This is a genomic window from Planococcus alkaliphilus, assembly GCF_057031095.1.
The window spans coordinates 1349829-1375141 of record NZ_CM168060.1 but is presented as its reverse complement, the minus strand read 5'-3'; the positions used below and the strand labels follow the sequence as shown (position 1 = coordinate 1375141).

Sequence of the window (25313 nt, the reverse complement as noted above, 5' to 3'; positions counted from 1 at the left end):
CCCTCGAGTCGCTTCAGCCTTTCCGCCAATGGCAAAGAACGCCATTTTCGGCAAGGCTTCCAGCGCTTGTCGGGGCTGAACGGGCGCTTGCGCTTTTCTTTGTCCAGACTCCGATGGCCAGCTTCTCGGGACATAAGCCATGCCGGCTGTGCGGCAACGAACGCCGCTTCGCCGAGCCGTCTTATGCCTTTCGAAGCTAAACGGCCATCTCCGCTTTTCTAACGGTCCAGCAATTGGAAAGTTAACAGCGCTTTTCCGACAATCTTATTTTCAAAGCTCACTTCGACGTCGACTTTTGCGGATTTCCGGCTCATGTCCAGAATTACCGGTTTGATCACCACTGTTGAATCCAATTGAACAGGATTCAAATAATAGACCGTCATGTTTTCAAGCGCACTGTCTTTCCGATTTTTTGTTTTTAAAGCCGTTGAAGCGGCTTCTATTAATATGGCGGAATAGGCGCCATACGAAATCGAACCATAAGCATTCGTCATTTGCGGTGTAACGCGGAAATTCAGCGTCACTTTGTCTGTCGACTGAAGATGCATTTGGCCCATGATCAAATCATCGATCGTCTCGCCTTGCTGCGGCTGGCGCTGGGCTGTCTGGATGGCTTTCAATACATCTTGCCGGCTGATGACGCCTTTCAGTTTGCCGTGGTCGTCTGCCACCGGCAATAGATCGATGCCTTCCCAGATCATCCGGTGCCCCGCAGAAGCAACGCTTGTCTGCATGGAAACCGTAATGGGGTCTTTCGTCATCACTTTCTCGATCAATTCGGTATCCCCGTGGCCGATAACATCTCGTGAGGTGATGATGCCGACCAATTTGCCGTTTTCATCGACGACCGGAAATCCGCCATGCGTGGTTTCCTTATTCAATTCGTGGTAGTTTCTGATGGTGTCTTTATCCTGCAGGAAGTTTGTATTTTCCAAAGGAATCAAAATATCTTCGATTAGCAAAATCTCTTTCTTGATCAATTGGTCGTAGATAGCCCGGTTGATCATCGTCGCTACGGTAAACGTATCATAACTTGTTGAAATAACAGGCAGCTCGTATTCATCGGCTAATCTTTTCACTGTTTCCGAAGCTTCAAAACCGCCAGTCACAAGAACCGCAGCACCCGCCTGCAAGGCGTATTCATGGGCTTTGTAGCGGTTTCCGACAATCAACAGGTTCCCCGCTTCTGTATAGCGCATCATATCGTCCAGCTGCATGGCTCCAATGACAAATTTGTTCAACGATTTATGCAATCCGGATCTTCCGCCCATCACTTGGCCATCGACGATATTGACAATTTCCGCATAGGTGAGCCGCTCGATATTCTCTTTTTTCTTCCGCTCGATCCGGATGGTCCCAACCCGCTCAATCGTCGAAACAAGACGCTGGTTTTCAGCTTCCTTGATCGCCCGGTAAGCCGTCCCCTCACTGACTTGGAGATCCTTTGCAATGCGGCGTACGGAGATCTTTTCGCCGACTGGGAGCGTTTCGATATACTCCAGTATCTGTTCATGTTTCGTCGCCATAATTTCACCTGTTCTTTCTCGCATTCTATACTTTCAAGTGTATCATAAGTCATAGAAAAAACAGACTGAACCGGCAAGCAATAAAAAACCCTTGAGAAAATTCTCAAGGGTTGCCGATTAATATTCGATTACATCTCCAGGCTGCATGATATTGACTTCAGCGCCTTTTACAAGCCCTTTGAAATACTCAGGGTCCTGCTTGATCGGCGGGAACGTATTGTAATGGATCGGCACAACAGTTTTCGGGTTGATCAACTCCACAGCATAAGCTGCGTCATCCGGCCCCATCGTGAAGAAATCGCCGATCGGCACGAATGCCAAATCCACTCCATGGCGTTTCCCGATGATTTCCATGTCACCGAACACTTCGGTATCACCTGCATGGTAAATCGTCTTCCCTTCCGCTTTGAAAAGGATGCCCGCTGGCATTCCACCGTAAATGGCCTCGCCTTCTGGTGTGGTATACGAAGAACTGTGGAAGGCTTTCGTGTATTTGACAGTGCCAAATTCAAATTCTTTTGCGCCGCCAAGGTTCATGCCAACTGTTTCAACACCTTGGCCAGCCAGGTAGTTAGCGAGCTCTACCGGCGCCACGACTTGCGAATTATTCCGCAGCGCAAGTTCGATCGTATCGCCTACGTGGTCGTTATGCGCATGCGTTAACAGAATGGCATCCGGCTTTTCTTCGCTAGCCGTTAAATCTGTCAAACTGTTTCCGGAAATGAATGGATCAATTAAAATAACTTTACCTGCTGTTTGAATTTTCACTACAGAATGCCCATGGAATGATACCTTCATTTAATCCCCTCCAGCTCTTATTATCAATCTTTCCAAGCTGTATTATACCCAGAATTTTGATATGCTACACATATACAAGGAGGAATACATATGAATAAAATTGAACAATTGCAAAATTATTTGAACGAAATGGAAATCGATGCAGCGTTTATCACCAACCCGGATAACGTGTTTTACGTCAGCGGTTTCAAGAGTGATCCGCATGAGCGCCTTCTTGGTGTGATGGTTTTCAAAAATGCGGCACCGTTCCTGATTTGCCCGCAGATGGAAATTCCGGATGCAAAAAGCGCCGGCTGGTCTGGCGACATCGTCGGACACGTAGATACTGAAAATGCGATAGAAGTCCTTCACCGCACAGCTTCAGTTAAAGCGGAGTCCATCCGTACATTGGCGATAGAAAAATCTCATATGACAGTGGACCGATACGAAGCATTGAACGAATTTTTCGGCAATCCGTCATTCTCTGCATTAGACGACAAAGTAAACGCGATGCGCGTCATCAAAGATGAAGCAGAGTTGGAAATTTTAAGAGAAGCGGCGGCACTTGCAGACTACGCAATCGAAGTGGCTGCAAAAAATTTGCGTGAAGGCATCACCGAAATCGAGCTGATGACGGAAATTGAGCTGGCGCTGAAAAAACGCGGAGTCACTCATATGTCATTCGATACAACGGTTTTAGCTGGTTCTAAAGCCGCTTCTCCCCACGGCAAAACAGGAGACCGAAAACTCCAAAATGGCGATCTCGTGTTGTTTGACCTGGGCGTCGTCCATAAAGGCTATTGTTCTGATATCACACGTACTTTGGCTCTCGGCGAACCTTCTGCAGAGCAAAAAGAAGTCTATGAAATTGTCAGACAAGCGGAAGAAGCGGCATTGAACGCAGTAAAACCAGGGGTGACAGCTGCTGAACTGGACAAAACAGCCCGCGATGTAATCGAAAAAGCAGGATATGGCGAATACTTCACTCATCGCCTTGGCCACGGCCTTGGTATTTCCGTCCATGAGTTCCCTTCACTTCACGGTTCCAATGAGATGGAAATGAAAGCTGGGATGGTCTTCACATTAGAGCCCGGAGTTTATGTGCCCGGTAAAGTCGGCGTCCGCATCGAAGATGATGTCGCAGTTACTGAAACCGGTGTAGAAGTGTTGACGAAGTTTCCAAAAGAATTGCAGATTATCCATCATTCATAAAAGCAAAAGGCGGTCCAGGATTTTTTCCCTGGACCGCCTTTTCAATTATCCGATCAATTCATCGATTGATCGGTACTCTTCGCCTTGATCGTCTGCCACTGCTTTATAAGTAACAAAACCATTAAACGTGTTGACGCCTTTTTTTAATGCTTCATTTTCCAAAATGGCTTTTTCAAATCCTTTATTTGCTATTTGCACCGCGTAGGGCACGGTGACATTTGTCAAACCGATGGTGGAAGTTCTCGGAACCGCCCCGGGCATATTGGCTACTGCGTAATGAACGACGCCATGCTTCATATAGGTCGGATTGTCATGTGTTGTAATCCGGTCGCTGGTCTCAAATATGCCGCCTTGGTCGATGGCAATATCGATGACTACTGACCCCGGTTTCATCGATTGAATCATTTCTTCCGTCACCAGTTTTGGTGCTTTCGCTCCCGGGATCAATACAGCGCCGACAACGAGATCCGCTTCTTTCACCGATTCTGCAATATTCATCGGATTGGAAATCATGGTTTGAACGTCTGTTCCAAACAAATCATCCAATTGACGAAGGCGATCGGGATTCAAGTCAAGGATGGTCACGTTTGCCCCCATGCCAATGGCCACTTTCGCAGCATTGGTTCCGGCCACTCCACCACCGATTATCGCGACTTTTCCGCGCGACACGCCCGGGATGCCACCTAAAAGAATCCCGCCGCCTCCATGGATTTTTTCAAGAAATTGCGCTCCAATCTGCGTGGACATTTTGCCCGCCACTTCGCTCATCGGCGTCAGCAACGGCAAAGAATTATTCGGCAATTGCACCGTTTCATAGGCAATGCCTGTCACTTTTGCTTCTAGCATCGCTTTCGTCAATTCTGGTTCCGGCGCCAAGTGCAAATACGTAAAGAGAATCATGCCTTCTCTAAAGTATCCGTATTCTTCAGGAGTCGGTTCTTTTACTTTCATGACCATTTCCTGGCTCCACGCTTCTTCTGCTGATTGCACAATTTGCGCTCCAGCCGCCTGGTAATCTGCATCCGTAAATCCTGATCCTGTCCCTGCTTCCGTTTGGATCACAACATCATGGCCATGCATCGCCAAATTGACCACACCGGCAGGGGTCATCGCTACCCGGTTTTCATTATTCTTAACTTCTTTCGGTATACCTATTCGCATATCAAACCCTCCAATTGGAATAAATTACACTTTTGAAGCATTTCTTGAAACTGCTAACTAAATGGCCTTGCTCCATCGGCCTTCATTACCTGTATTACCCTTTTACTGTCTTTAATGCATCTTTTCCGTTTATTCTTCTTGGAGTACTGAATTTCTTTATTCGCTAATGCGATAAAGTTATTGTACTAAAACATTCGTTTCACAAAATAGCCATTTTTCTGTATTAAATTCTGATTAATATGAAGGAGTTTCATATACCTATAGCGAATTAAAACAGTATAGACAAGGAGGAATGCAATATGACATTGAAATACTCACAAATTTTAGTAGCAGTTGACGGCTCCAAAGAAGCAGAATGGGCATTTAAAAAATCGGTCGGGATTGCGAAGCGGAACCATGCCACATTGAACTTGGTGAACATCATCGACACCCGTTCATTTGCGGCAATCGAAGCTTATGACCGATCCATTGCAGACCGCGCCCAAAAATTCGCGGAAGATCTGCTTGGCGGATATAAAAAAGAAGCGCAGGCAGCAGGTGTTGAAAAAGTAAACGTTCTGGTCGATTACGGTTCTCCAAAAACGATGATTTCCCGGGAACTCGCAGGAAAAGTAACTGCCGATTTAATTATTTGCGGTGCTACTGGATTGAACGCAGTTGAACGTTTCTTGATCGGCAGCGTTTCTGAACATATCGTCCGTTCTGCTAAATGCGATGTATTGGTCGTGCGCACAGAAGATGTCGAAGACAATGATATCGTTGCCAGCACATACCGTACAAGCGACGAATTAGAAAGCAATAGCCCCAATGATTATATTGTCGGCGATAAAACACCGCTCCAAGATTCGGGGAAAACGGATGTCGGATCAGATATCGGACGCCGGTAAAAGTTCAAAAGCTGTATCCAGAAGTTCTGGATACAGCTTTTGATATGTCTAGGCAATATTTTATTGGATTCGGATCAAGATTAAACGATTTGTAGCTGAAATAACATCTATTTGTTCTTGGCCTTTCGTGTAGCGTACAGAAGCGCCTTGCCTTGAACCTTTTTCCCATCCGTTCGCTTTCAATACCACTTCATAGCCCAAAGGAATCCCGTTTTCCTCAGATGCCCGGTTCCACTCGTACAATTTCGCCACTTCATTTTCTTCTGTCAGCTTTGCGCTTTTCGGCACAGGAAATCCTGATAATGCGGCCGACGATGCCTCATAAGAAAAGAAGGTAGTAAAGTAAAAAAACAAACCGCTAAACAATACGATTCCTAAAACCCATCCCCAAGTATGTTTCACAACGCGCCTCCTCAATTGAACCTCTTATGTATATCAATAATGAGAACTTCCATATATTCTATGTTTTTCCTATTAGTATATACGAGGAATCAAACTAAAAGGTTTCAGAAAATGAACAATTATTGAATATTTGTCTAATAAATTACGAAAAGAAAAAAGAAGCGGATGATTTTAAACGAATCATCCGCTTCTGCTTATCCAAGAAATTTTTCTTTTTTATCCAACCATTTCAGAAATCCTGCAATTAACCGGATAAAGTTTTCCTTATCGGGCTCCCAAAGTTCGTGCCCTGCATCTTTTACTGTCATGAATCGTACGTCTTTTAGGTGCTTTTGGTAAAATTCCACGTCGCTGTCTTTTAACAGCGAGCCATCCTTTTCTCCCCAAATGACTAAAACTGGAACATCAATTTTTGCCAATTGCTCTTCTAGGCTGAGCGCTGCTGATTCTCGTTGGATCCCTTCAGGCACATGGAAATTTTCCTCGCTGATAAAACCAGCGGCTTTCACTCGATCTGTCCACTCTTCTGAAAAAGCGGGATATTTGGCGGGATAATCGCAAAGAATCATCCCTTTTATATGGGAATTATGAGCAGCAAAATCAATGGCATAAGGGACGCCCATAGAATAAGCGAGCAGGCAATACTCTGTTACGCCGCTTCTGCCTACTACCGCTTCAATGTCCGTTACATGATCTTTGAATGCATAGCCTGAAAGCGGCGCTTCGCTCTTGCCTCTTCCCCTCAAGCTCATGCTGATCCGCCTTCTGTCTTTGAAATAGCCCAATAGCTCAGTTGCTTGTGCCGCATGGTTCAAAGCTCCCGGCACGTAGACTAAAGGAGTCATCATATCGTCGAAAATAGCGGTTTCCATATAGTGCAATTTCACACCATTTGCTTCTGTCCATCTGTCTGTCCAGTACATTGAAACTCCCCCTAACTTTCAGGTGCCTTTTATCCTTTTTTTACAAACTCCGATTTCAGTTTCATCGGACCGAATCCATCAATTTTACAATCGATGTTATGGTCGCCCTCTACAAGGCGAATATTTTTCACTTTCGTTCCGATCTTTAACACCGAAGAACTCCCTTTTACTTTTAAATCCTTAATGACGGTCACAGAATCCCCGTCTGCTAATAGATTGCCATTGGCATCTTTGACTTTCGTTTCGTCTTGGATTTCAATTTCTGGAGCCGGATTCCATTCATAACTGCATTCCGGGCAGACAAGCAAATTGCCGTCTTCATATGTATAAGGAGAATTGCATTTTGGGCAATTCGGAAGTTCGTTCATCAGGCGTTCCTCCATTTTCAGTAGATTTGCTAAAAGCTAACTATTTTTCATTATAACTTTCCATTTAATTTCCTGATACTTTTAACTCTTTTGAAAGAATCAAGTCTTATCCATATAGGTCAATGTTTTATTGGTAAAGCCGAACAAGACCGTTAAAATTGGCGAAAGCAGACAGAAAAAAGCGAATGGCAAATACTCGAGCGTAGAAATTCCAAGGACAGATGTAATGAAAATGCCGCACACGCTCCACGGCACTAGCGGATTTACGACGGTCCCAGCGTCTTCCATGACCCGGCTTAAGTTTTTGCCTGCAAGTCCGAGCTTGGCATAGGACTCCTGGAAAGCCTGGCCCGTCAAAAGAATGGATAAGTATTGTTCGCCGATTAAAATATTGACGCCAATTGCTGTCATTGCGGATGCTGCAATGACCGAGGAAACTTTTCTTAATAAGCTTTCAATTTTGGCAAGCAAGCATTGAATGATGCCCAGTTTGAAAAGCATTCCGCCCATACTTAAAGCAAGCAGCACCAATCCGATTGTAAAGAACATGCTTTGCATTCCGCCGCGGGTAAGCAATACGTCAATTTGCTCTACCCCTGTTTTAGACACATATCCACCGAATAAAGTTCCGAGCATTTTAGAAAACGGGATGCTCTGGTGAATGAAAGACAACCCGACGGCACTTATCGAACTGACGGCCAATGTCAGCAAAGCTGGCACTTTCGCCAAAGTTAAGAAAATCAATACAAGCAAAGGAAGCAAAGCATACCAATGGATCAAGCCAGTTCCTTCGAGGCCGCTCTTGAAAATTTCAATATTTGCCGTATCTTTCAGTTCCACGCTCGGCGAAAGGATGGCAAAGAAAAGAAATGTCAAAACAAATGCCGGAATGGTCGTCCACCCCATATTCCGAATATGTTCAAATAAATCGACTCCGACAATGGAAGCTGAAAGATTCGTCGTGTCAGACAGCGGCGACATTTTATCCCCGAAAAAAGCGCCGGATACAATCGCTCCAGCAGTGATCGCCAATGACAAGTCCATCGCCCCCGCTATTCCGATAAAAGCCACTCCTACTGTTGCAACAGTGGTCAGCGAACTGCCAATTGAAAGTCCGATTAAGGAAGTCACCACAAAAACGATGGCGAAAAAAAATAAGGGCGTAACCAGATTAAAGCCGGCATAGATCAAAGTCGGGATCGTACCGCTCATCATCCAGCTGCTGATTAAAATTCCGATGAGGAAAAACAGGAAAACTGCACTCATCCCAGCTCCGGCACCTTCGACCAGCCCTTTTTCAAGTTCACGGTAAGGCACTTTCTTTGCAAGCCCGTAGCAAATCAACAAAAAAATCGAAAATAATATAGGCATATGGGGTGCCGCTTCAAAAAAGATGATGCAAACACTGATGATGGCCACAACCATAGCCGTTAGGGCAATCGCTTCTTTAAAACTTGGTGAAATGACTGCTTTGATCTGGAACATGGAAACGCCTCCTCTTACTGATTCTTTACTAGATTATGCAAATAAAAAAAACCTTCCATCCCTGTAAAGGGACGAAGGTTTTCTCCGCGTTACCACCCAATTTGATGCCTCGCTTTAATCGATGCATCCACTTCATTGTTTGCTGAAAAGACAGATGGTGTAATTCATTCGATTTGCTGCCTGAACTTTCACCAACCGCTCAGTCTCTTTCTGCTGCACACAATCAAACTACTTTTTCATCATTCAACATTTTCTATCGCATTTCTAATTTCTTTAAATCTTATCATGTCTTTTTTACAAGTCAACCCTCCTTTTCGTCCTAGCACCAATTTATTCACCGATTGGATAGAAGAAAAAGGAACAAAAAAACTTCAAGTGGAATCAACGGATTCCACTTGAAGTTTAATGGTTTATGAGATGGCTTGTTCAGTAGGTCCTTTTCCTTTGGAAATAGGCAACGCTTCCACAATGGCCTGATCAGCTTCATTCGCAAGGCGCATTTTTTCAAATCGCGAAATTTCCTGTAGGCTCGCCTGCATTTTTTCTGCGATTTCATCTTTTGCATAAGAAGGAATGATGGATAGATGCTGGACTTTAAAATCCTCGTCTTCTTTGACAACTCCGATTAAACCGACAATTTTTTCATTTTCTTTCCAAATATATAATTGATAAAGCGGATCGCTTTCATATAGATCGATTAATTGTTGAAGGCTCCTCAATTCTTTTTCTTTCACAACCAAAGCGAGAAGACCCATTGCTATTTTTCTATAGGATTTCTTGTATCGGCTTAACATTCTGCTACCCCTCTTTTTCAGGTGATGTCAAATTCATGATGTGATGCGTTTCATAACTCCCAACTATGTATACACTTTTCCTTTCTGCTTTAAACCTATTTTCATTAAAAACCAATAAAAAAAGACCTGAAAGTTCAGGTCAAATTTCACTTATCGCTTCTTCATTGCGTAAAAGCATTTTTTTATTGAGTTTTCCGATTGCTGTGTAAGGAAGCTGATCGACAATTACCAGTTCTTTCGGCATCTGGAATCTGGCAGCCCTGCCTTTAAGCCATTGTTTAATTTCTTCCGGAGTTTCTTTCACACCGTTTTTCAGTTGAATAAATGCTTTTAGCCGCTGTCCGAAGACAGGGTCTGGAACCCCTACTACCGCCAAGTCTTCAATGGCGGGATGCAAGAAAAGGATAGCGGCTAAATCATGGGGATAAACGTTTTCGCCCGCCGATACAATTCGGTCATCCGTTCTTCCGGCTAAGAAATAATTATTTTGCTTGTCGCTATAGCCAAGGTCTCCTGTCGCGATCCAGGAACCGGAGGAAGCGCTGACTGCGCCACCATTCTTAATATGCAGTTGCCCGATTTCACCAATAGGCATAATCCTGCCATCTGCATCCATTATCCGTATGGTTACTCCGTCAATCGCCTTGCCGATGGTTTTAGCAGACATCGCCAAATCTACCGGGCCAGCAATCGTGTTCAAACCGGTTTCAGACGTCCCGTATAGATTAAAAAGCACCGGCCCTAATTCGCCAGCAACCCTTTTTACAAGCTTCGGATTGAGTTCCGCGCCGCCGGAAGCAATGCATTTCAACGACTGCATCGCTTCCCGATTTTCTTGCAGCATTTTATGAACCATCAATGGCACTGCTGTCATCACTTCCGCCTGATGTTCATCGACCAGCCGGCAAGCCTCTTTTTCATGAAACTCCCTTGTGATGATGGCATGTTTACCAAGGACGAAAAAGACCAGGAGCACTGCAATGCCATAGCCATGATAAAGAGGGGTCGCGATATAAGCTGTCCGGCAGGATAATAAATTCAATTGCGTAATGATCGCAGCAAACGGATGTAAGTAAGCAAAGAGCGAAATCTTATGCTGTGCCTCTTTCGCATGCCCTGTCGTCCCACCGGTCATTAAGATCAATTTGCCCATAAACGTCCGTGGAACTCCATTCAAATCGCTCGGATCAGGGGACAAACTCGCCACCAGTTTTTGAAGCTGCAAACAAATCACATCCATTTCCTCCAAAGCTTGACTGATCGTTTCTTCCAGTTCTTCGCCGTAGACCAGCAAATCGAAATTGTGGTGATCGATCAATCGGAGGAATTGCTTCCGTCCTAGCTCTGCATTCAATAAATACAAATCTGCGCCCAGACGTGATCCTGCAATAAGCGACGGAATCAAGGCGTCGTCGTTTTTGCACAAAAAGGCGATTTTCTTTCCTTTTTTGATTCCATAAGATTGATAGAGGACGGTTGAAAGTTGTTGGCTTCTCGTAAACAGCACTGAGTAAAGCGTGGTTCCTTTGTCAGAAGTCAAGACAGGTTTTTGGCCATATAGTTGATTGGCAAAATCGGCCAGCATCATTAAATTGACGCCTTGGCGATAAAATGCGGTTAACAAACCGAACAAATTACGCGGGCTTAGCAGCTGAATTTGCTTCAGCACACGGACTAGTTTAAAGATGTTCAAAGCCTTTCTCCTTTCCTGATGATCCGAGGAAGTGCCGTTTCAAAGAATCTCCTAAAAATAACTGAGCCAAACTGTCCAAAAATCAGCCACCATGGCATATGCCGCTTTTTCTTCTTGTAGATAGCCGTACCGATCAGTTTGGCAACATGGTCCGGTTCCATTGCAGCGGCTTTTTGATATGCGGGAGTCGGCAGGATCATCGGCGTTTTCACTAAAGGCAAGTAGATCGTCGTCGTCGCAATGCCCATTGCGTTCATTTCCGGTGAAGCTGAGCGGAACCAGACATCAAATGCACTTTTGGATGCTTGATACGCGGCCCAAAAAGGAAACGGAACGAGCAAGGCATTGATCGTCGAAACATTCACAACGTGGCCGCTATTTTTCTTCAGCAGCGGAATGATGGAAAGCATCAATTCGACTGGTGCAAAATAATTGATCGCCATTGTCCTGGTGAAATCATGGAAGCGGTCTAAAGAATATTCAATCGGACGATAGATGGAAATGCCTGCATTGCTGACCGCTATATCCAAGCCTTCGGGCAGCTTATGAAGAAACTTGAGCAAACCCGCCAATTGTTCCCGATTGCGCAAATCCGCGCCGAATACACTAACCTCGGTATGCGGAGATTCAATTTCCTCTTTGATCTCCAAAAGGATAGTTTCTCTTCTGGCCACTAAGATCAAATGGCAAGGAATATCTGCCAGCAAATAAGCGAGTGAACGGCCAATGCCAGAACTCGCTCCCGTGATCAAAATGGTTTTGCCGCTCAATGCCTCCACCAGTTTTGGGCGATTGAATAGAACCGGCGGAAATAAAAAATGTTCCAGCAACGTGTAAGTTCCCATATTCCACCTCTTCATCCTCTTACAACTTCAACCTCTCCTGATTCTTCGGCCTTTTTATCAGGCCAATTCACCAAGAAAATCCCTGCAAAAATTAGGGTTCCGCCAATTAAAAGGGAGATTCCAATTTTTTCGTCCAACAATAGCCAACCCGTGATGACGCCAAAAAACGGCGCAAGGAAAAGAAAGGCACTGACTTTTCCGGGATTGCCATTTTGCAGCAAATAAAACCAAACGGAAAATTGGACGATCGATGCCGGAATGGCCAGCCATAAAATAATAGCCACGGAAGCTGACGTGAAGACTGGGACGGCATTTTCCAATAACAAGCTCGCTGCTAAAAGAAGGATGCCGCCAAAAAACATCTGGTAAGCGGTCAATACCCATGTATCAAACTGTCCGCCCCATTTTTTGATCAATAAAGTTCCGATAGCCCAGAAAACTGCGCTCGCAAAACCGAAAACAGTTCCGACTTCCAACTGGACTTGGCCGCCCATCGTGACGACCACACCTAAAAACCCTAAAACCACACCTGCCCATTGCAATAATCGATAGGAGATCTTCAAGGCAAGTGTACCGAAGATTACGACCAACAAGGGATTCATGAAAGTGAGAATTGCAGATTCCCCAGCTGTAATTGTTCGGAGGCTTAAAAATATGGCACCCATGACGCCTGTCGTTTGGAGAGCGCCGATTAAAAGAATTTTCAGCCAGTCACTCACTTTTACAGGGTGCTTTTTCTTTAAAACTTTGACAATGACCGCCATCATAATGCCTGCTAACGTAAAACGCATCCCGACCAGCAACAGCGGTGAAATGTATTCCAAGCCGATTTTGCCGACTGCAAAAGAGGATCCCATCAAGCTGGTCGTCAGCACCACTAAAAAAGCAAAAACAGCTTTATTCTTCATACCTTTATCCCCTTTGCCAATCCACTCTATAGATTTTTCTCATCCTTTAAACGCATCACTTCATTTTCTAATGAACCCAAACGTTTATGGATTCGATAAAAAATAGGAAGATAAGCTATCACGATAATAAACACCCACCCCATAAAATCACCCTTTCTTTATGACCGATTGCATTCCATCAACCAACAATCCCGCATCTCCCCTTCATGCATTTCATGCTTTTCAAGCAGTTTTATTTTCCGGTATCCGGATTTCTCGTAGCAGGCAATGGCCCGTTTATTTTCTGCCTGCGGATCCATGACAATGCGTTCGGCTCCTAATGAATCGAATAAATAATGTTTGATCAAACCCACTAAGTCGGTACCGATCCCTTTATTCCAATAATCCGGTTCTCCGATAAATTGATCGGTGCCGAAGATTTTCTCTTGGCTTCCGTAACCATAGATTTCCCGTTCTTCCGACAAGACCGGATAGAATTGAATATAGCCAATCGCTTTCCCTTCATATTCCACCATGCACCTTCCTGTTTCGTCCTGCCGATTGAGGAAATGGGACTCGACTAGCTGTTCATCGTGGGGGTTATCCCGTCCTTCGTAATACTCGAGGACACGCGGGTCTGATAGCCAACGAACCATATTGTCTTTATCTTTGCGGGTTAATTCACGGATAGCAAGAACTTCATTTTGAATAATCAAGTTTCTATCTCCTTTTATCAAGTTGGGTTATCCGATAATTTTCGCCATATAATATTCATTGACGAATTGGCCATTTATGAGAAGCGAATCTCTTTTCGTCCCTTCCACTTCAAATCCCATTTTCTTATACAATGCCAGTCCTGCAGCATTCGTTTCCATTACGGTCAATTCGATGCGATGAAGGCCTTTTACGGTCGCCCAACTTTCTAATGCTTTGAAAAGCTCGGTTCCAACGCCTTTACCTCTTTGCCCTTCGGCAATGCCTAACGCGATATATACGGAGTGCTGCTTCCGCCTCACCCCTTCACCCATGGCAAACATATAGCCGACAATGCCATCAGCATCTTCAGCTAACAAAATGGCAGAGTCTTCGCCTAGAGCTTCGATTCTTTTGCTCAATTGTTCCGGCTCTGTTTTTCGTTCTCCCGGCTCGAATAACATAAATTCCGACTGTTCTACATGCTTCATTAAATTTACTAATTTCTCTGCGTCTTCCGGTGCTGCTTTTCTGATCTGCATAAATTGCTTCCTCCATAAACCGAGCTGACTCGACAAAAAGGAAATAGCTTAAGTCAGCTATTTCCTCCTTGCTATTAATCAGAACTTTTTATTTCTTTCATTAATAGTACACTATTCTATTGCGTTCTACTAAGGTAATTTGGTAATTATTTCTTTCTGAACCGAATAATTTCTGACGAATAAACCTGTATAAACCAAGAATGTTCCGATCATCAATAAGACTCCGATATACACGGACATCATGGACGGCATAAGATAAGCGCCTATGATGATGGTCGAACGTGCCAACAAGTCTGCTCCACTGAACGAAATATTTGAAAAGGCGGAGTACGAGCCGCGCTTGTCCGCCGGAATCATATTCGCCTGCTCGGCATTGCGGACCGGCGAATAAATTAATTCTCCAATTGTCGCAATCAAGTTGAATACGATTAAGATATACCAGGCATCCGCTGATGTAATCGTGATATAGCCGATACTGTAGATGATGAGGCCGGTCAGCAAGACTTTCTGTTTTGAAAATTTATCTGTGATCCGGCTGACAAAAAACGTCAAGCACACGACCAATAGCATGTTCTGGATATTCAATATGCTGAGCATGCGCACCCCGACAATTTCAAAGCTGCCGATGCTGACAGCTTCAAACGTCTCCGCCAATCGGACACCGATGTAGCTGTTCAAAGAAAATTCAGCCGCAAAGATGAACATCGATCCAACCACGACTTTAACAAAAGGCAAATCGCGAAAAGCTACACGGTAATTTTGCAGCACATCCATAAAAACGTTTTTATGCTGCTGCTTCCGCTGTTCCACTCCGCCGTCTTTCAACCAGATTTGGAAAGCAACCGGAAGCCCTGAAGCCGTCACGGTCAAAAGAATGAATAATTCAATTTGATGATTAACGTACAGCAATCCGCCAAGCGCTGCCCCGATTGCCATCGAAAGATTCGTCAGCCAATACTCGATTGTGTAAACCGCTTTCCGGTTCTCGGGAGTAGTGGAATCGATAATAAGTGCGTGCATAGCCGGCCGCCCTAAACTGCTGGTGACTACAAAAAATAAATATGCAGCAGCAAAAAGCAAAATCCAATTTTGATCAGGCAATAAGCTGATCGTCATTAACAGGAAAAAGAGCGCACTCAATCCGGAAGTCCAAACGACCACTTGTTTTCTCGGAAAACGGTCCGAAACATAGCCGCCGATTAAATTGATAAAAAAACCGATGATGACTGTAAAGACTAAAAATGCCCCAGCCCAAATCTTTCCGACTTCTTGCGCGAAAAATAATGCCATGAAAGGCATGACCGCAGAAGATACCGCCCGGTTAAAGAAAGAGGTGATTAAACGGACTTTAATGTTTTGTGGATAATCTTTCCATCTCATGTTGTCAACCTCCTTTGTCTTATGTATATTAAACTAGACAAAACAATTAGAAAATGGACATTTTTCAAAAATAATGTCCACTTTAAAAGGAGCGGCTCATGGATAATCAATTATTGAAAATGTGGCATGCCATTCCGTCAGGAGCAGCCAAAAAACAAGATCTCGCTGAAATCCTCGATTTGAGTTTGAAGCAAACATCACGCCTTCTTCAAAAATGGAGCAACGAAGGCTGGCTTGTCTTTACGGCAGGGAAAGGGAGAGGGAAAGTATCCAAACTTGATTGGCTGAAAAACGTAGAAAAATACTTTGAGGCAGAATTGATGGAGATGATTGAACAGGAGTCGGTCGAAGTCAGCAGCAAGTATCTTTTATACGATTGGTCAGTGGAAAGCAAAATGCGCCTGATCGATAAATTCCGGATGAGCTTCGGTTATTTTCATGACCTCAGTGAAGCCGATAAACTGATCATCCCAAAGAAAAATCCTTTGCTGACCAAACATCCATTGGAAGCTGCAGACATCTACAGTGCCAATATGATTGCAAATGTCTTCAATCGTTTAGTTTCCGTGGACAGTTTGGGCATTGTAGAACCGGAACTAGCCCATAGCTGGGAAATGGGTGATACAAGACTCGTCCTGTATTTGAGAAAAGATGTGAAATTCCATGACGGCTCCACGCTAACTGCTGAAGATGCTGCAACATGCTTAAACCGTTTACGTGAACACAGCCATTTCCACGAATTATGGAAACCGATCACTTCGATCAAAGCGGTTGGTCCGCTCGTTTTGGAAATCAATTTTCCTGAAGGCTGCAGTTATTGCCTTCAAATGCTCGGGATGATCAATTCCAGCGTATTCAAGGAAATCTCAGGAGACGTGATTGGGACAGGCCCTTTTTATTTTGAAGGGGACGGAAAGAGCAAGACAACACTTAGGGCTTTTAACGATTATTTCCGGGAACGCCCCTTGCTGGATGCCGTGGAATTCATCCAGGTACCGAAAGATTTCGATTCGATCATTTACCGATCGACGACTCAAGACGCAGCATGCGATACATTTATTGTAGAAAGTGATTCAGGTGTCGGCATGATGATTTTCAATGCTTTTCGGGATTCAGCCATCCAACGTAAAGAAGTCCGCGACTATGTACATTTCGCGATAGCCAAGCATCGCCATAAAATCGAAGCCTATTACCCAAGGGCAAAAGCCAATCACCAGAGCATCCTGATTGGCGAAAACCCGAATTATGAAATTCCTAACGCAGCTCGCCCTGAATTAGATCGGCCGCTCGTCATTAAAACGACCGATTATTTGGAAGGTGCCACCGCATGGCTGAAAGAGGCGCTCGAAGAGGAAGGAATCCCTGTCGAAATCCAGCATCTCTCGTTTGAAGGCAAAATGGACGACAATGGCTTGGATCAACAAGCCGACCTTTTTGTCCATGGTGAAGTTTTTGAAATGAACCAAAGTTTTTCTTTCTATCATTTTTTCAGAAATGGGTATTCTCCCTTCGCATCCCTTTGCAAAACAGATGCTATTCTAACGGATCGATTAAACCGCTACGCTTCCACCCCATTTTCGGAATGGGCCCAGTTAAACTTGGAACTCGAAAAATACTTGGTCGAATCTTCCTTGATGGTCCCTCTTTATTACGAAAGGAGGCAAATTCCGTTTTCTGCAGACTTGATGAATATTTCCATCAGCCATTTTGGCTATGTGGATTTCTCGAAACTTTGGGTACGCCCTTCTACTATTCCAACCGGTTAAAAAAACAGCTTCCTAAAAATTAGGCAGCTGTTTTTGCGGAGGAGCATAATATTTATATTGTAAACTTAAATCTTCTCTTCCACTGGCAAATGCAATTCAACCATCCTTCTGAGGAGCTCTTCCGTTTGTTTGTCGCCTTCGAGCTTCCCGATGATCCATTCCATATCGTTATGGATCAATTTGCTTAAATCGATTACCGCTTCCCGGTGGCGGCCGGGTGTGATGGTTTCCAATATTGCCACGAGACTGTCCATCATTCTATTCGGCAAAGCATCACTCATCGCTTTCAAACCGAGCTGTGCCCGTTCCGGTTTGTACTTATGCATTAACACTCGTGCAAGATGGTCCGTCGAATTGGTCAACATGCGGGAAGCCCATACATCATTTCCCCGGCCAGCCGCTTTTTTGTATTGGAACATAAACCAAGCCACATCGATCACCGCATCTTTGAACTCTTGCGGGCTGATTGTTAGGGATTGGCTTTCGCTAAATTCTTCCATAGCCCCATGTGGATCATACAGGACTTTAAAAAAGTCTTTTTTTGTAAAAGATTCAGCGGTCACGGTGAAAAGGTCCATATGCAAAAGATCATCAAATACCGCAATGAGCTGTGGGGCAATGATAAAGATGTCATCTTCAAAAATAATCGAACGATACGATTCAAGATGGGCTTTCCTGTTTTTGAGAAACGCTTTTTCGTCCTTTTGTTCAACTAAGCAATAAAGATCGATATCCGAATGTTCATCATGCTCGTTTCTTCCCATCGAACCTTTTAAGAATACCGCTTTTACGAATGGATCACTTGATAGACTTTCTGTTATCTTCTGGACTGCTAATTCCTGTGGCAGCATGTTTTCACCTTCCTAAATCTCATTGTTAAAGCGTATCGTTATGTGCAAATTCTATAAAAGTTCACTTTTGCGGTTCTCTGTGGAATTTGCGTTTTCCAATTCCGCAATAATTGCCTGCACTTCCTTGATCGCAAGCTTTTCTTTGGCCTGCCCAAACATTTTGTTTGCGGTAGCAAAAGACTTCACCGCTTCTTCTTTTCGCCCGATCGCTTGCATCACTGCACCATTGCCTCTATAAGAATAGCCGATGCTTACCAAGTCATCTGATTTCAGGGCATAATCCAGTGATGTCTGCATCATCTTTTTAGCTGCTTTCAGCTTTCCTTCACTCAAGGCAATAAGTCCATGCTCGTAGTAATTAGCCGCGAATAGGGCATTAGAGGAAGGCATATGCTTTTGCAGGAGGTCATATTCACGGATAAAGGTTTCTTTTGCTGTTTTCAGCTTTCCAGATAAACGCTCCGCTGCCCCGAGTTGATGCAGCGCAACTGCACTGTATTCCCAATCGTTTTCTCGAGACGCTGCATCAAAGAGCCGCTGATAGATTTCTTGCGCTTCATCAAATTTCCCTTGAGCGCTTTTCACATTGCCCAATCCAAGAAGCGCCGACTTGAATAAATCCGGATTGCCCTCCCGGCATTCTTCCATGCATTCCCTGTATAAAAACTCAGCCTGACCTAAGTTTTTCTTCTCCAACTGAATAAAAGCTTCCGCTACCCTCTCCTTTAAATCGTCCATGCCGTCCCTCCTCGCTTGAACTCCTCTTAACCATGCTTTCATTATAATGTAAAACTTATGTAATTGAAAAAATATTTAGAAAAGAGAAGGGACGACGGGCTAGCTTTTTCTTTTAATCTGCTAGTTGAATCGTTGTTAAATGCTTCGTGCAATTATACAAAGGGCATTGCCAAATCCCTTCTGCATGTTCAAGCAGCGTAATCGACGTATTTTCCAAATCTGTCTTCTGGAATTGGTCCGGCAATAGCGCCTTTAAGGTTAAGCCGATCAATGCCCCATGGCTGACCATCAATATCCGCTTTCCAGAATAACGCGCGGCTATTTCTTCAATAAACGCCATCCCTCTGGCTGCAACATCTTCCGCTGCTTCCATTCCAAGGTCCAAACTTCGCCAATCCGCGCCCCATTTTTCCAGACGTTCAGCTTCGGTCGTCCCTTCAATTTGTCCACAGGAAATCTCACGGATTCGCTGATCAAAATGGGCAATCGGCATGTTCAGTTTTTTGGCAATAATCTCTGCCGTTTCCCTTGCTCGAGAAAGGTCGCTTGAAACGATAAGATCCCACGGGCTTTCTTCAGCAAGACGTTGAGCGATGGCCCCTGCTTGCATGCGTCCTGTATCATTCAACGGCACATCTGCACATCCTTGGGAGATTCCTAGCCGGTTCCATTCCGTAATTCCATGTCTTACAATTCCGATTGTCGTCATCCAATGATTCCCCTTCCAACTTATGTATTCATTTAATTTTCCATTTATTCCGCTTTTTTTATTATACGGTAAACCGTTAGCGGTTCACAGCTGTACGTATTTTCCATATTAAAAGCCCTAGCCAAAAAACAGCAAGGGCTTATCTTCTATTCTTTTCTTTCAAGCGTTGTCGGCACTGAAAAAATTGTTTGGATATCTTCGGTCACTTGAATGCCTTCGCCGGACGTCATTTCAGGGACCGTAAAATCGAATGGGATTTCAACGGTGCTTTCAAAATCATTGATAACAATAACGCCTTTTTTTCCGGCCATATCGTCATTTTTGTGATTGATGGTAAAGGTCTTGCGGTCTGGTGAGAGTTGGAATGAATTCGGCGTGAAATCGATCAAAGTGCCATCATCCAGTCTCGCGGAATAGAAAAAGTAATAGCCTAAATCACGGGGTGAGAATTCGGCCGGTACTTCTTTTTTAGCCACTATTTGAAACGAAGTGGAGGAAGTGACTTCTGCACGTTCAATTTCAAAAAAGTAATTATTATCGATAATATACGAAATGGTTTTATAAAGAAGGTTCGCAAATTCACCGCGTGTGATATTCAAGTAAGTTCCATAAGACGTTTCTGTTTTCCCATTGGTAATTCCAAGTCCGTATAACGAATTGATATACGGGGTGAACACGCCGCCAACATCGGTAAATGGTGTTTCAGACTCTTCCTCTTCTTCCAATCCGAAACCAAGTACCAGGAATTTCGCCATGGCACCTCGCGTCAACTTGTCATTCGGTTTGAACTGCGTATCTGTGACGCCAGCCACAATGCCAAGTTCAGCAAGTCCGTTGACAGAACCACGTACGCGGTCGTTGAGATCAGTAAATCCGGCATCCGGTGCCAGTTCCGTATCTACCCCTAAAGTGCGGGCCATGATAACTGCTGCATCGCCTCTAGTCAAAGCCTGCTGCGTCCCAAACTGAGTTGACGTTTTGCCGCTGAGAATTTCATTTTCAAATAGAAAACTGACAGCTTCCTCGTATTTAGGCCCGACATCTGTAAAAGGATGCGCAGACGCTGCATGAATAGGCGCTGCTGCGCTGGCGACTGCAATGACTGTTGCTGAAGCTGCCATAAAAAATTTATCTTTGTTCAACTCATTATTCTCCTGTCCTGATAACCTATTTTTCCTGATTGTACCATCAAAGAAATTAACTGTATACACATTTAAAATGCCAAAAGAGCCTTTATTTTACACATCTAATTTTTTGATAAATGACCGGGCTTCCTGCACGAATTTCGGCTTTTCTTCCAAAAACGGATAATGGTTGCTGTTGCTGAAGACCGTCAATTGCGAACCTGGAATCCTTTCTTTCATCTCTAAGGAATAGAGGAGCGGGCACTGGACATCATGTTCACCGCACGCAATCCATGTGTGCACGGATATAGTGTCCAATTTTCGGGTCACATCGAAAATCGGCAGCTCCCGGCTGAAGAAGTCCAGTCGGATCGCTGAAATTGATTTTGTATGTTCGGCGTTGAAATAGTGAGGATAGCGATCTGGTTGATGCAGCGAAAGTTTCATCCGTTGAATCGCCAACTCTTTCCTTTTTTCCGGATTAAGCTCTTCCCGTTTTAAGGCTTCCAGCAAATCTTGCATCTTTTGAAATTCGGGATGGGCTTCATTATAAATGCAGTCGCTTGAAAAAGCGGCATAATCCCTTGCCGCCGCCCCGACAAGCAGCAATCCCGTTAAACTTTCTGCAGCGGCTATTCCATAGATAACCCCGAGCATGCCGCCTGTTGAATGTCCGGCAAATAACCATTGATCAAACCCAAGAGAATTGCGGACCGCCTCTAAATCAAAAATTGTTTCGAGCATACTTAATTGATAGGGCTGTTCCGCTTTTACCGATTGTCCCGCCTCTCTTAAATTGACTAAATAGACGGTGCAAAACGGCGTGAACGTTTCCGCGAAATAGTCACCGGTTTCATTGAAAACCGAATAATGATGCGTTACACAAAGCGGTGGCCCTTCTCCTTTGGTGAACACTTCAAAAATCCCTCTTTCGGTATCGATTATCAGCTGTTTCCATTTATCCATGTGGCTGAACTCCTCTATTTTTTCGTTTCTCTTTATTTCTGTAAAAGCATCGGGTTTTCCTGTGCAATCCGCTTTTCTTCACCAAATCGCCTTTTCTCTTGAATGCCCTAAACGGCTTATCGAAACCCAAAAAGAAAAACCTTCAGCAACTGCTGAAGGTTCTCGTTTACACGCCCATTTTGCGCCGTGTGTTATTCACTTTTTTCGTTTGCTGGCTCTTCATTTTCTTCGTTTCCATTGAAGATCCGCCTCCGCCTTTATTGTTAGCGGCTTGGTTTTTCTTTGCTTCCAGCTGGCGTTTTACGGCTTCCTGCAAACTGACTTTTTTCGGTGTGTCATTCGATTCAGTCATCTTTCATCCCTCGTTTCTTGTAAAGATCCTATACTGTTGGACTATTGGCTTTTATTATAACACAAATACAGGAAATTAAGCTTTGTTTTCCTTAAACCAACCGCTGACTTGAGAGAAGAATTTCGCCATCGGCTCTGGCTTCGACATATTCGGAACCACTGCGAGCAATACTTCTTTCGGCGCTTTCACACCTTCTTTTTTCTTCTGAAGAATCAAAATGCCTTTTGCATACGTAGAATTCTTGAATAAGGTACTCGGCAATTCCATAACCGATTGAATATGGGCATGCTTTTTCAGGAAATTATGCAGCTGTGCTGATTGCGGTGATTCGAAGAGCCCTTTTGGAATGACGAAGAACAAATAGCCGCCGTCCACCGTGTGTTTCAACGCTTGCTCAATGAATAGATGATGGGCGTAAGACATGCCTTCTTCCGCTTTCAAATCGTATCCGCCGGCTGTTTCCTCATCGGGATAATAGCCGACCGGAAGATCCGCAATTACCGCATCCACCGGATCAATCAATAGCGGCTGCAAAGCGTCCTGGCGGTAAAAAGTCACGGGCTGTTCCACTAAATCTGCCGTAGAAGCTGCCAAGCGAATCAACAGATCGTCAATTTCAACACCGACTCCGGTCAATTGGCCGTCCAGGTAGTTCATGACCGTCAACAGCAAATTGCCTGTTCCAAGCGCAGGATCCATGATCGTCGCTTTTTGTTCTTTTATGAACAACTCGACCAAATAGCCCATCAACAGTCCAAGTGCATCCGGCGTCATCTGATGATGCGGCTGGACATGTTCTTTCATCCCTTTTAAAACTGCCAGCTGGATCGCTTTTCGCATATCTTCTTTTCCGGCTTCTTCTGCAGGCTGGATATGACCATCAAGCCATGTCTCCGTCGTTTCAAGCAAACTCTCCAAATACGAAAGGTCTTGTTTCTTTTGTACGTCTGTTGCGTGATTATCAATAAAATAGAATATCTTTTCCATCGCTGAATTCATGTACTTAACCGTCCTCAATAAGGAAACCCACTCAATATGAGTGGGTTTCTTGTATTAGTTTGTCAATTCTTTTACTGCTTGGATCGCTTTGTCGTAATCTGGGTGATCCGTACCTTCTGGAACGTATTCCACGTATGCCACACGGTCATTTGCATCCACCACGAAAATAGAACGCGCGAGTAAACGCAGCTCTTTCATCGTTACGCCGTATGCTTCACCGAACGATAAGTCCCGGTGATCCGACAGCGCTGTAATGCTGTTCACTCCGTTGATTTCGGTCCAACGCTTTTGGGCGAATGGCAAATCCGCTGATACTGCCAATACCTCGACATTGTCGCCAAGCGAAGCAGCTTCTTCGCTAAACCGTTTCGTCTGATCGGAACAAACGCCTGTATCAAGTGAAGGGACTACACTGACTAAACGTACTTTACCGGCCGTATCCTTCAATGTCACAGGGCTTAAATCATTTGCCAGAACCGTGAAATCCGGTGCTTGGTCCCCCACCTTAACTTCATTTCCTGGCAAAGTCACAGGATTTTTCTTAAACGTAATTTGTACCAACAAAAACGCCTCCTTTTTCTCCACTTTCAATCTTACTAGAACGCCTCGGTGTGTTGCAACTCAGACCCTTCGGCTGCTTTTTTCTTCATCACCGAACTCTGGCGGTAAGCCTGTTCATGAATCACTGTCGTGTCTGCGATAAAATCATGGATCCCTTGTTTCAAAGGAGTGAATCCCACAATCCAATACAGCGGCAGGATCGTCACCGAAATAAAGCGGCCGATCCATTCGCGGAATAGCAAGGTACTCCACGATAGCTTATCCGTTTTCAACGAAACGACCCGGATGCCCATAATCATTTTGCCGACTGTCTGGTTAAAGTATTTTGTCATTAACACGAAATAGGCATAAAAGAGAATCGCAGAAATGATGGCATACGGTGCATACCAAGGCGAATCGCCCGTCTCAAGCCCTAACAGAAGGAAGATCGGTTTCACCAATATCGAAGTGACCGCTGAAATGAGCAGCAAATCGATCAAATACGCCCAAAACCGCACCCAAAACCCTGCAGGCTTACGTTCGTAAAATAGAACTTCTTCGTAGCTCGGTGTTGAAGGACGAGCTGCAGGTTTTTCTGTTGCAGCATGAGTTCCCTCGTTCAAATGGTCCGTCATCAATCGTCCCTCCTTTATTTTTCACCGTAAAGATACATCATCCGTGGTGAATTGTACTCTGAAAATAACTTGGCCATCATTTTCGATTCAATATCATTCCCTAAAAATGAGTTGAGTTTAAATGAAAGCAAGGATCCTAGTCCATCAGATACGCCGTACTCGAAAACTTCTGCGTTTTCTAATCCGAAATCTTTTTTCACTGCCGCAATGACATCTTCTTCAAATCCGAAGTCATCTGCCAAATTCGCTTCCACGGCTTGGCGGCCATTCATGACGCGGCCATCCGCTACAGCTTTCACTTCTGCTTCTGACATGCCGCGGCCTTCTTCAATGATATCGACAAATGACTCGTACGAATCATCCAGCATGTCTTGCAGAATTTTCTTTTCTTCGTCCGTCATATCACGGGTCGGGCTCATAATATCTTTATACGGCCCTGATTTGATAGTCACAAAGTCAATGCCGTATTTCTCAGCAAGCTTTCCGTAGTTGACGCTTTCCATGATGACCCCGATCGATCCAGTCAAGGTTTCACGGTTTACGAAAATCTTATCTGCCGGAGCTGCAATATAATAGCCGCCGGATGCAGCTGTTGCACCCATCGACACATACATCGGTTTTTCCGTTTCTTCCTGGATTTCTTTGATCTTATCGTAGATCTCAGCCGATTCGACCACTCCGCCGCCCGGTGAATTGACATTAAGGACAAAAGCTTTAATGCTGTCGTCTGATTTCACTTGTTCCAACTGTTCCATGAAAAACTCATGGTTATAGCCGGTACTGCCGAACAAAGGCGAAGCTTCTCCGGTGTCTTGGATAACACCTTCCACGTTCAATACCGCAATGCGTTCATCAAAATCGCCGGATTCAATCACATTTTCTGCGAAACTCGTTTCACCTGTAGCCAACATTTCATCAAAATTCGCATTCATCGCAGATTGGAAAAATGCAAATGCTGAGTTAATGACAAGAGATATCCCTAAAACGACTGCGGCCGCCACCAGTGCGATCCATCTTTTTGTATTCATCTATTCAGTTCCCTCCTTTAAGTCTACAAT

The 25313-nt window shown here is 44.4% G+C and carries 26 protein-coding genes and 1 pseudogene; 3 read left to right on the top strand and 24 right to left on the bottom strand.

Annotated elements, in window-relative coordinates; translation table 11 throughout:
* Positions 1-218: 218 nt before the first annotated feature.
* Both AC2EXB_RS07145 and AC2EXB_RS07140 read right to left on the bottom strand, forming a co-directional pair.
* Positions 219-1526 (bottom strand): DRTGG domain-containing protein, encoded by a 1308-nt coding sequence (locus tag AC2EXB_RS07145; protein ID WP_483604231.1) that lies wholly within the window; start codon positions 1524-1526, stop codon positions 219-221.
* A 117-nt stretch (positions 1527-1643) separates the two neighbouring features.
* A complete protein-coding gene (locus AC2EXB_RS07140) occupies positions 1644-2324 on the bottom strand; it encodes a metal-dependent hydrolase (RefSeq protein ID WP_235198904.1) in 681 nt (226 codons plus the stop codon).
* Positions 2325-2414: 90 nt separating this feature from the next.
* Here AC2EXB_RS07140 and AC2EXB_RS07135 point away from each other — a divergent pair, with 90 nt between their 5' ends.
* The gene (locus AC2EXB_RS07135; protein ID WP_483604230.1) at positions 2415-3515 is read left to right on the top strand and encodes a M24 family metallopeptidase; all 1101 of its coding nucleotides are present in this window, start codon (positions 2415-2417) and stop codon (positions 3513-3515) included.
* 45 nt (positions 3516-3560) lie between these two features.
* Here the strand turns inward: AC2EXB_RS07135 and ald are convergent, their stop codons facing one another.
* On the bottom strand, positions 3561-4676 hold the full coding sequence (gene ald / locus AC2EXB_RS07130) for an alanine dehydrogenase (protein WP_251478497.1): 1116 nt from the start codon (positions 4674-4676) through the stop codon (positions 3561-3563).
* A 299-nt stretch (positions 4677-4975) separates the two neighbouring features.
* Between ald and AC2EXB_RS07125 the strand changes: the two are divergent.
* Positions 4976-5422, top strand: a pseudogene (locus AC2EXB_RS07125) (universal stress protein); the annotation flags it as partial.
* A 201-nt stretch (positions 5423-5623) separates the two neighbouring features.
* Here the strand turns inward: AC2EXB_RS07125 and AC2EXB_RS07120 are convergent.
* The 11 genes from AC2EXB_RS07120 to AC2EXB_RS07070 all read right to left on the bottom strand — a co-directional run bounded on the left by AC2EXB_RS07120 (position 5624) and on the right by AC2EXB_RS07070 (position 15575).
* A complete protein-coding gene (locus tag AC2EXB_RS07120; RefSeq protein ID WP_235198901.1) occupies positions 5624-5965 on the bottom strand; it encodes a hypothetical protein in 342 nt (113 codons plus the stop codon).
* Positions 5966-6159: 194 nt separating this feature from the next.
* Positions 6160-6888, bottom strand: coding sequence for an alpha/beta fold hydrolase (locus AC2EXB_RS07115; protein WP_483604229.1), 729 nt, complete (start codon positions 6886-6888; stop codon positions 6160-6162).
* 29 nt (positions 6889-6917) lie between these two features.
* Positions 6918-7256, bottom strand: a complete 339-nt coding sequence (locus tag AC2EXB_RS07110; RefSeq protein ID WP_235198899.1) for a zinc ribbon domain-containing protein YjdM — start codon at positions 7254-7256, stop codon at positions 6918-6920.
* Between the two features lie 99 nt (positions 7257-7355).
* Positions 7356-8741, bottom strand: coding sequence for a Na+/H+ antiporter NhaC (gene nhaC / locus AC2EXB_RS07105; protein ID WP_483604228.1), 1386 nt, complete (start codon positions 8739-8741; stop codon positions 7356-7358).
* Between the two features lie 410 nt (positions 8742-9151).
* A complete protein-coding gene (locus AC2EXB_RS07100; RefSeq protein ID WP_483604227.1) occupies positions 9152-9535 on the bottom strand; it encodes a GNAT family N-acetyltransferase in 384 nt (127 codons plus the stop codon).
* Positions 9536-9674: 139 nt separating this feature from the next.
* Positions 9675-11228 (bottom strand): AMP-binding protein, encoded by a 1554-nt coding sequence (locus AC2EXB_RS07095; protein WP_483604226.1) that lies wholly within the window; start codon positions 11226-11228, stop codon positions 9675-9677.
* Positions 11225-12073: an SDR family NAD(P)-dependent oxidoreductase gene (locus AC2EXB_RS07090; RefSeq protein ID WP_483604225.1), complete on the bottom strand. Its 849-nt coding sequence runs from the start codon at positions 12071-12073 to the stop codon at positions 11225-11227. The genes AC2EXB_RS07095 and AC2EXB_RS07090 overlap by 4 nt, the downstream gene beginning before the upstream one ends.
* 11 nt (positions 12074-12084) lie before the next feature.
* The gene (locus tag AC2EXB_RS07085) at positions 12085-12981 is read right to left on the bottom strand and encodes a DMT family transporter (protein ID WP_483604224.1); all 897 of its coding nucleotides are present in this window, start codon (positions 12979-12981) and stop codon (positions 12085-12087) included.
* A 158-nt stretch (positions 12982-13139) separates the two neighbouring features.
* Complete coding sequence (locus AC2EXB_RS07080) at positions 13140-13676, bottom strand: GNAT family N-acetyltransferase (RefSeq protein ID WP_483604223.1); 537 nt, start codon at positions 13674-13676, stop codon at positions 13140-13142.
* A gap of 27 nt (positions 13677-13703) precedes the next feature.
* Complete coding sequence (locus AC2EXB_RS07075) at positions 13704-14195, bottom strand: N-acetyltransferase family protein (RefSeq protein WP_483604222.1); 492 nt, start codon at positions 14193-14195, stop codon at positions 13704-13706.
* A 129-nt stretch (positions 14196-14324) separates the two neighbouring features.
* Entirely contained in the window at positions 14325-15575 is a 1251-nt protein-coding gene (locus tag AC2EXB_RS07070; protein ID WP_483604221.1) for an MDR family MFS transporter, read from the bottom strand.
* 98 nt (positions 15576-15673) lie between these two features.
* Here AC2EXB_RS07070 and AC2EXB_RS07065 point away from each other — a divergent pair, with 98 nt between their 5' ends.
* A complete protein-coding gene (locus AC2EXB_RS07065) occupies positions 15674-17341 on the top strand; it encodes an ABC transporter substrate-binding protein (protein WP_483604220.1) in 1668 nt (555 codons plus the stop codon).
* Positions 17342-17406: 65 nt separating this feature from the next.
* Here the strand turns inward: AC2EXB_RS07065 and AC2EXB_RS07060 are convergent, their stop codons facing one another.
* The 10 genes from AC2EXB_RS07060 to sppA form a co-directional block, all read right to left on the bottom strand.
* Positions 17407-18192: a nucleotidyltransferase domain-containing protein gene (locus AC2EXB_RS07060; protein WP_483604219.1), complete on the bottom strand. Its 786-nt coding sequence runs from the start codon at positions 18190-18192 to the stop codon at positions 17407-17409.
* 51 nt (positions 18193-18243) lie between these two features.
* Positions 18244-18930 carry a tetratricopeptide repeat protein gene (locus tag AC2EXB_RS07055; protein WP_483604218.1) on the bottom strand — a complete coding sequence of 229 codons (687 nt, stop codon included), beginning with the start codon at positions 18928-18930 and terminating at the stop codon, positions 18244-18246.
* A 112-nt stretch (positions 18931-19042) separates the two neighbouring features.
* Positions 19043-19639: a histidine phosphatase family protein gene (locus AC2EXB_RS07050; RefSeq protein ID WP_483604217.1), complete on the bottom strand. Its 597-nt coding sequence runs from the start codon at positions 19637-19639 to the stop codon at positions 19043-19045.
* 146 nt (positions 19640-19785) lie between these two features.
* Complete coding sequence (locus AC2EXB_RS07045; RefSeq protein ID WP_483604216.1) at positions 19786-20781, bottom strand: S-layer homology domain-containing protein; 996 nt, start codon at positions 20779-20781, stop codon at positions 19786-19788.
* Positions 20782-20877: 96 nt separating this feature from the next.
* Complete coding sequence (locus tag AC2EXB_RS07040) at positions 20878-21729, bottom strand: alpha/beta fold hydrolase (RefSeq protein WP_483604215.1); 852 nt, start codon at positions 21727-21729, stop codon at positions 20878-20880.
* A gap of 166 nt (positions 21730-21895) precedes the next feature.
* Positions 21896-22081: a hypothetical protein gene (locus tag AC2EXB_RS07035; protein ID WP_235198884.1), complete on the bottom strand. Its 186-nt coding sequence runs from the start codon at positions 22079-22081 to the stop codon at positions 21896-21898.
* 75 nt (positions 22082-22156) lie between these two features.
* Positions 22157-23080, bottom strand: a complete 924-nt coding sequence (locus tag AC2EXB_RS07030) for a class I SAM-dependent methyltransferase (protein ID WP_483604214.1) — start codon at positions 23078-23080, stop codon at positions 22157-22159.
* A gap of 54 nt (positions 23081-23134) precedes the next feature.
* Complete coding sequence (gene tpx / locus AC2EXB_RS07025; RefSeq protein ID WP_483604213.1) at positions 23135-23641, bottom strand: thiol peroxidase; 507 nt, start codon at positions 23639-23641, stop codon at positions 23135-23137.
* Between the two features lie 35 nt (positions 23642-23676).
* Positions 23677-24255, bottom strand: a complete 579-nt coding sequence (locus tag AC2EXB_RS07020; RefSeq protein ID WP_483604212.1) for an RDD family protein — start codon at positions 24253-24255, stop codon at positions 23677-23679.
* 14 nt (positions 24256-24269) lie between these two features.
* A complete protein-coding gene (gene sppA / locus AC2EXB_RS07015; RefSeq protein ID WP_483604211.1) occupies positions 24270-25283 on the bottom strand; it encodes a signal peptide peptidase SppA in 1014 nt (337 codons plus the stop codon).
* Positions 25284-25313 lie beyond the last annotated feature (30 nt).